7 protein-coding genes are annotated in these 5,487 nt (G+C 62.2%); 3 read left to right on the top strand and 4 right to left on the bottom strand.

Translation table 11 applies throughout. The features are described 5' to 3' along the window. The coding region (locus AC3AYF_RS17660) for a LysR family transcriptional regulator (RefSeq protein WP_487780105.1) at nucleotides 1-946 on the bottom strand (946 nt) is incomplete at its 3' end. A 94-nt stretch (nucleotides 947-1,040) separates the two neighbouring features. Here AC3AYF_RS17660 and AC3AYF_RS17655 point away from each other — a divergent pair. Then, nucleotides 1,041-1,466: a hypothetical protein gene (locus tag AC3AYF_RS17655; protein ID WP_295036719.1), complete on the top strand. Its 426-nt coding sequence runs from the start codon at nucleotides 1,041-1,043 to the stop codon at nucleotides 1,464-1,466. A 146-nt stretch (nucleotides 1,467-1,612) separates the two neighbouring features. Here AC3AYF_RS17655 and AC3AYF_RS17650 read toward each other — a convergent pair whose 3' ends face one another. From AC3AYF_RS17650 to AC3AYF_RS17640, 3 genes are all read right to left on the bottom strand, one after another. Next, nucleotides 1,613-2,014 carry a lysozyme inhibitor LprI family protein gene (locus AC3AYF_RS17650; RefSeq protein WP_295036717.1) on the bottom strand — a complete coding sequence of 134 codons (402 nt, stop codon included), beginning with the start codon at nucleotides 2,012-2,014 and terminating at the stop codon, nucleotides 1,613-1,615. A 123-nt stretch (nucleotides 2,015-2,137) separates the two neighbouring features. Then, a complete protein-coding gene (locus AC3AYF_RS17645) occupies nucleotides 2,138-2,779 on the bottom strand; it encodes a Crp/Fnr family transcriptional regulator (RefSeq protein WP_487780104.1) in 642 nt (213 codons plus the stop codon). Between the two features lie 459 nt (nucleotides 2,780-3,238). Next, entirely contained in the window at nucleotides 3,239-3,391 is a 153-nt protein-coding gene (locus AC3AYF_RS17640) for a metallothionein (RefSeq protein WP_149437705.1), read from the bottom strand. A gap of 182 nt (nucleotides 3,392-3,573) precedes the next feature. Here AC3AYF_RS17640 and AC3AYF_RS17635 point away from each other — a divergent pair, with 182 nt between their 5' ends. Continuing rightward, a complete protein-coding gene (locus AC3AYF_RS17635) occupies nucleotides 3,574-4,326 on the top strand; it encodes a DeoR/GlpR family DNA-binding transcription regulator (protein WP_295036713.1) in 753 nt (250 codons plus the stop codon). Then, a complete protein-coding gene (locus AC3AYF_RS17630; protein ID WP_487780103.1) occupies nucleotides 4,319-5,455 on the top strand; it encodes an MFS transporter in 1,137 nt (378 codons plus the stop codon). The genes AC3AYF_RS17635 and AC3AYF_RS17630 overlap by 8 nt, the downstream gene beginning before the upstream one ends. Nucleotides 5,456-5,487: the final 32 nt, after the last annotated feature.

Raw genomic sequence — 5,487 nt, 5'->3', positions numbered from 1 at the left:
TGATGATGTCGGACGCGGTGAGACGCCGGTCAGCCTCATCGATCAGCGAATCGAACGTCGCCAGAACAATATGGCGTAGCCACCGGGTGGCGGGGTCGCCGTCGAGTTCTGATTTCCACATCACCCGAAAAGAGACATCGGGCAAGGGTTCGGGAGGCTCAAATACCTGAATGTCTTCATCCTGCGCTCCCCCCAGCAGACACAGCGCGACAAAGTTACCCAGCATGTCGGTATTGCTCAAGACCGCACCAATGCCTGACCAACTGGCAGCGTGCAACCCAACCCGGCGTTTCAGGCCCAAGCTTTCGAACCGCTCTTCGACGGTGCCATGGGTGGCACCTGGCGCACGCACAACGACATGGGGCCAACGCATCCAACTCTCCGTCGTCCAGCGTTTTGTAGCTGGGTGTCCACGACGAGCGAAGACATAGCGTTTCAATGGGGGGAGAGCCTTGGCCTTCAATCCTACCGGCAGAGGGAAGTTGGCGTTCCCGAATGCAATATCTATTTCACCACTTATGATCTGCCCCATGGTCTCCTTCGACAGGGGCTGCCACGCAAGTCCGGACTCTGGCGCGTCTCCGTGCATCCTTCTGACGATTTCCGTGGCCACGATGTCCAGGCCGGGGCCGGATATCTTGAAAGTCCGTGTGCTTGTCGCGGGATTGAAGGCCGCGGGCGGCTGCACGGCGCGTTCGATCCGGGCGAGGATCGGCTGTATCTCCTGATAGAGGGCGAGAGCCCGTGGACTGGGCTGCATGGTTCCCCCCGCACGGACCAGAAGCGGATCACCAAGCTGGTCGCGCAGCCGACCCAAGGCATGGCTGACCGCCGAAGGGGTACGGCCGAGCTGCTCTGCGGCCCGATTGACACTGCCCTCGTCCATCAACACACGGAAAACCAGGAGCAGGTTCAGGTCCAGATTTCTGATCTGAATTTCATTCATGCCAAATGAAGACTATTCGCTTCTCTGCGCTGCAATTAACCGCATAATGATCTCCCATCGGTCAACATTCAACTTATAGCTGAAAGGGATTCAGATGGAGCTCTCGCTACCGCAGGCAAAGGTTTTATTGGTCGATACCGGCCCAAGACTGGTACTTGGAAGCATCTTCCTGATCGGCGCGATGGATGGCTTCTGGTATCTATTCACCGGATCGCACCTTATCCATCCGCCAACGTCTGTAGCGGGTCTGGCTTTTGAAACCGCTCTCAAGGAGGCCGGGTTTATCTGGCCCTTGATGAAAATCATCGAACTCATCGGCGCTTCGTTACTGCTGAGCAATCGGGCGCCTGCACTCGGGTTGGCACTGCTTGCGCCTGTCATGGCGGTGATCGTGGCGTTCCATGTGGTGTTGAACCCCGCTGGACTGCCACTCGCGGCCATCTTGGTGGCAACCGGCGGGATGACCCTCTGGGCCCAGCGTGACCGTTTCAGACCGCTGATGGCTTCTGGAAAACCGTAAACTTCCGGCCTCGGCAGGCCACCGCAATGCGTGGTTAGGGCTTCTCATCCGGCAGCCCAACGATACGCTATCCGCCTTGGACAAATCGGGCTTCGCCTGGACGACACCCGACCCCCGCAACCACCGTCACGGCGCAGCATGAGCGCTCATTGCCGGGGAACCGGGCAGCTCATATCGCCCTCCTCGCACTGCGAGTAGCGCTTCAACGTTTCGGTGCGCTGCCGTGTCAGCTCTTCCAGGCAGCCGGCCTTCACCATCGAGTTGGCGCTACCGCCCGAAGTGGGCCCACTCACGAAATCACATTCGGCGTCGCGAAACTCGATCCAGGCTCTCTGGGCGGTCTTCAGGCGCTCCCTGGAATCACCATCGAGCCGGCCCATGATCTCGTCATAGGTGGTATTCAGCGCCTTGTCCGCGGCTTGATAGCCCTCGCCGGCACACGCGTTCATCTCCTGCTGGGTGGTGGCGTCGTCGCAGGCGCCGTCAGCCTGTACCAGTCCGCTCAGGCCAGTCAGGAACAAGCCTGAAATCAGTAGAAAGCCACGCATCCTCTGTCACCTCGCTTCCAGGTTCTGTACGAAAACTGCCTGCACTCGGCAATACGGCGTTAAAAATCGGCTCAGAAAGAGAAGGGCCAGCAGCGCTCCGCTGCCGACCCTAAACGTCATCCTCTAGGCTGGAGTGCTCTTTTCGAGATGGAGATAAGTCGGGTCGAAGTCCCCGGCCTCCAGCAGCTCGTCCCAGTCGAGCACCTGGATCCGGGTCCGGGTGACCTTGAGGAGTCCGCTCGCGGCGAGAGCCCCGTAGACACGGCTCATATGAACCGAGCTGATACCGAAGGCATCGGCCAGATTGGCTTGAGTGACGGGAAACATGAAGGAATCCCCCTCAGTGAGGCCCACCGCCTTGAGGCGCACCATCAGCTCACAGACCAGATGCGCCACCCTTCCAAAAGCTTCACGCTGGCCAATATTGAGCATCCAGTCTCTATATATCGCCGCGTCTATCAGGGTCTCGCGCCACAGGGCCACCCCTAGCCGGGGATGGGCATCGCACATCTGCTGTATCTTCTCGTGGGGGATATAGCCCACGGTGCAGGCACTGATCGCTGCGAGGCCAAAATCCATCAATCCCAGGTGCAGGCTCTGGATATCAGGGATATCCCCCGGGACATGGATGGCCATGATCTGACGCCCGCCTTCGGACGTCAGTTTGTAGATGCAGGTAAAGCCCTCGATCACCACGCAGCACTGCTTGGGCCGGTCCCCCATGCGCACGATATCGTGACCCGATTCCAGCGACGCTACCTCCAAGGGTAACTCTCCAAGCGCTCGAACCTCTTCGTTCGACAATGGATGAATACTTTGCAGCCTTCGGATCATCAAATCGTTCGGCGAAATTGAGCGGGTCATAAGCAAGCCACCGGTTTGACTGGGTCAAGATAATCAACTCGAGCCTAGTCGATCCTGACCCATTCCGCCGTCGTTGGTACTGAATCACTTCGATAGTGCCGAATCACGCCGCTGCGGCGCACCATGGCCGCGTCACGGAAACGCTCGCCCGCCAGCGGATTATCAGGCACGCGACCGGCACGGATCATCGTCCCTCAGATCCGCGAAGATGGCCCGCGGCGTGGAAGCGGAGACTCGATGAATTGGAGGGCTTGGGAGGGGATGCCATCGATGGGCAGATGCAGAAACAGGTCAGCAGGCTTCCCGCGCTTCAGCCGATGAAGACGGCCTCGGCGGCGCCATGCCGCCGAGGCCTTGGGGTCACCCGCACTGGCAGTCGTGGCCGCAGTCCTTGCTTCCATCGGCGTGGCCATTGGCACAGGCCTCGCAGCAATACAACTTGCCGTCTGCCTCGACCGACCGGTCGGTGACTTTGCAATCGCACTTCGGGCATGCACAAGTCTGTTGGGACATCGGTGATCTCCTCTGTTGATCACCTCTAAATCTAGTCCCCACTGCCACTGTTATGTCATCACAACCGGCAAGCCTTACCCCCCACTGAGGCCACAGTGACCGTTCGACGTCGGCGGCCACGCATGATTGCATAAAAATGCAGTTTCATGCACATTGTCGCAAAATCTTGCAGGAGAGGCGATATGCTCAATGTACCCCAGACCCGGCAGCAGAAACTCCTGGCACGGCTCGCGAATGGCGATGAGCTGATCGCGCAGGAGCTTGCCGTGGAGTTCGAGGTGTCGCTGGATACGATCCGCCGCGACATCATCGCCCTGGAGCAACGGGGCGAGGTGCAACGGGTGCGCGGCGGCGCGGTCTCCGCTGCGCCGCCGTCACCGCCGATGCAGTATCGAACCTCGAGCCAGAACCCTGCGGTGGCCGCAATCGTCTCCCGCGCGCTACGCGAAATCGAGGGCGCGTCGACGCTGCTGCTGGATGGCGGCACCACCCTGCTGGCGATGGCCGAGCGGCTGCAGCCGCAGCCAGGTTTGCTGGTCATGACCCCCTCGCCATGGATTGCCGTGGCCTGCCAAAAGAACGGTGTCGAGGTGTTCATGCTGGGCGGGAAATTGAGCCCCAGCGGTGGCATCAATGTCGGCGATGCCGCGCTGCTGGCCACGACGGATATCCATGTCGACATCGCCGTGCTCGGCGTCTGCGGGATCGACCCGGCATTCGGCCTCAGTGCCGATGACCTGCACGAGTCGCAGCTCAAGCTTGCGATGACACGGGTGGCGGCTAGAACGATCGCCCTGGCCTCGCGCGAGAAAATCGGTCGCCGCGCGCGCTACCGCGCCGTTGCACCGGAGCACCTGGACTGCCTCATCACCGACGCCGACACCACCGCCGTCGCGGATTTCAATCAGGATGGGATGGAGATCATTCATGCCTAGTGCACGCCGGATCTGGCTCGCCGTTGCCGCCGCTTTCATCCTCAATGGCGGGCTGTTCGGCGCCTGGGCGTCGCGAATCCCCACCGTCGTTCAGCAAAACGGGATCGACGGCGGCCAGTTGGGGCTGCTGCTGCTACTGCTCGCGCTGGGCGCCATCGTCTCCTTTCCGCTCGCCGGCCGCGCTTCGGATGCCTTCGGCGCGGCACGCACGACGCTCGCCATCGCGATCTTCTACACCCTGGCGCTGATCCTGATCGCGCTGGCCCCCGGACTGTGGCTGCTGGCGCCCGCGCTGTTCCTGTTCGGCGGCGCCCACGGCGCCATGGACGTGGCCATGAACAGTTGGGCCGGCGAGGCGGAGCGATACATCGGCAGGCGAGTGATGTCGTCGCTGCATGCGATGTGGAGCCTGGGTGCCGGCCTCGGTGCCGCCGCCGGCTACCTGGCGGTCAAGCTGGAACTGGGGCTGGCGGTGCACTTCACCGTCTTCGCCTTGTCGCTCTACGCCATCACGAGCTGGGTTGCCCACATTCGCTGGCAGTCCGAAACCCGCCCCCGCGCCTCCGGCGGCAGCCTGTTCCCGCTGCCCAGGGGCGGCCTGCTATGGGTGGGCATCATTGCCATGTGCGCCTCGATCGGCGAAGGCGCCATGGCGGACTGGAGCGCGCTCTTCCTGGTGGCGGTGACGTCGGCCAGCGAAGCGCAGGCGGCGCTCGGCTACACCGTGTTCTCGGTGGCCATGGTGATCATGCGGCTCATGGGGGATCGCCTGATATCGGCCTTCGGCCCGAGGAAAGCGGCGCGCTTTGCCGGATCCTCGGCATTGGCCGGCGTGCTGCTGGCGGTGCTGTTTGCCAATCTCTACACCGCCCTCGCGGGCTTCGTGCTGCTCGGCGTGGGCTACGCCCTGATCATGCCGCTGGCGATCACCCGCGCCTCCAACGATCCGGCGCCGTCGCCAGGCGTGGCGATCGCCAGCGTCGCGACACTGGGCTACGGCGCGATGCTGGTGGGCCCACCGGCGATCGGCTTTACCGCCCACTTCATCACCCTGCACTATGCTTTCTGCCTGTTGGGCATCCTGGCGTGCTTCATCGTCATCTGCGCGCCAGCGCTAGAGCGGCGGTGATCCGGCCGCTCGCCGCTCGCGGTTCCACGACA

It is taken from the genome of Salinicola sp., from assembly GCF_982684285.1.
Note: the sequence above shows the minus strand (reverse complement) of the source record. Positions and strands in the feature narration are given on the sequence as shown.

Coding starts and splice junctions, on each gene's coding strand:
- AC3AYF_RS17655 (WP_295036719.1), top strand. CDS start 1,041: ATGGAGCTCTCGCTACCGCAGGCAAAGGTTTTATTGGTCGATACCGGC.
- AC3AYF_RS17650 (WP_295036717.1), bottom strand. CDS start 2,014: ATGCGTGGCTTTCTACTGATTTCAGGCTTGTTCCTGACTGGCCTGAGC.
- AC3AYF_RS17640 (WP_149437705.1), bottom strand. CDS start 3,391: ATGTCCCAACAGACTTGTGCATGCCCGAAGTGCGATTGCAAAGTCACC.
- AC3AYF_RS17635 (WP_295036713.1), top strand. CDS start 3,574: ATGCTCAATGTACCCCAGACCCGGCAGCAGAAACTCCTGGCACGGCTC.
- AC3AYF_RS17630 (WP_487780103.1), top strand. CDS start 4,319: ATGCCTAGTGCACGCCGGATCTGGCTCGCCGTTGCCGCCGCTTTCATC.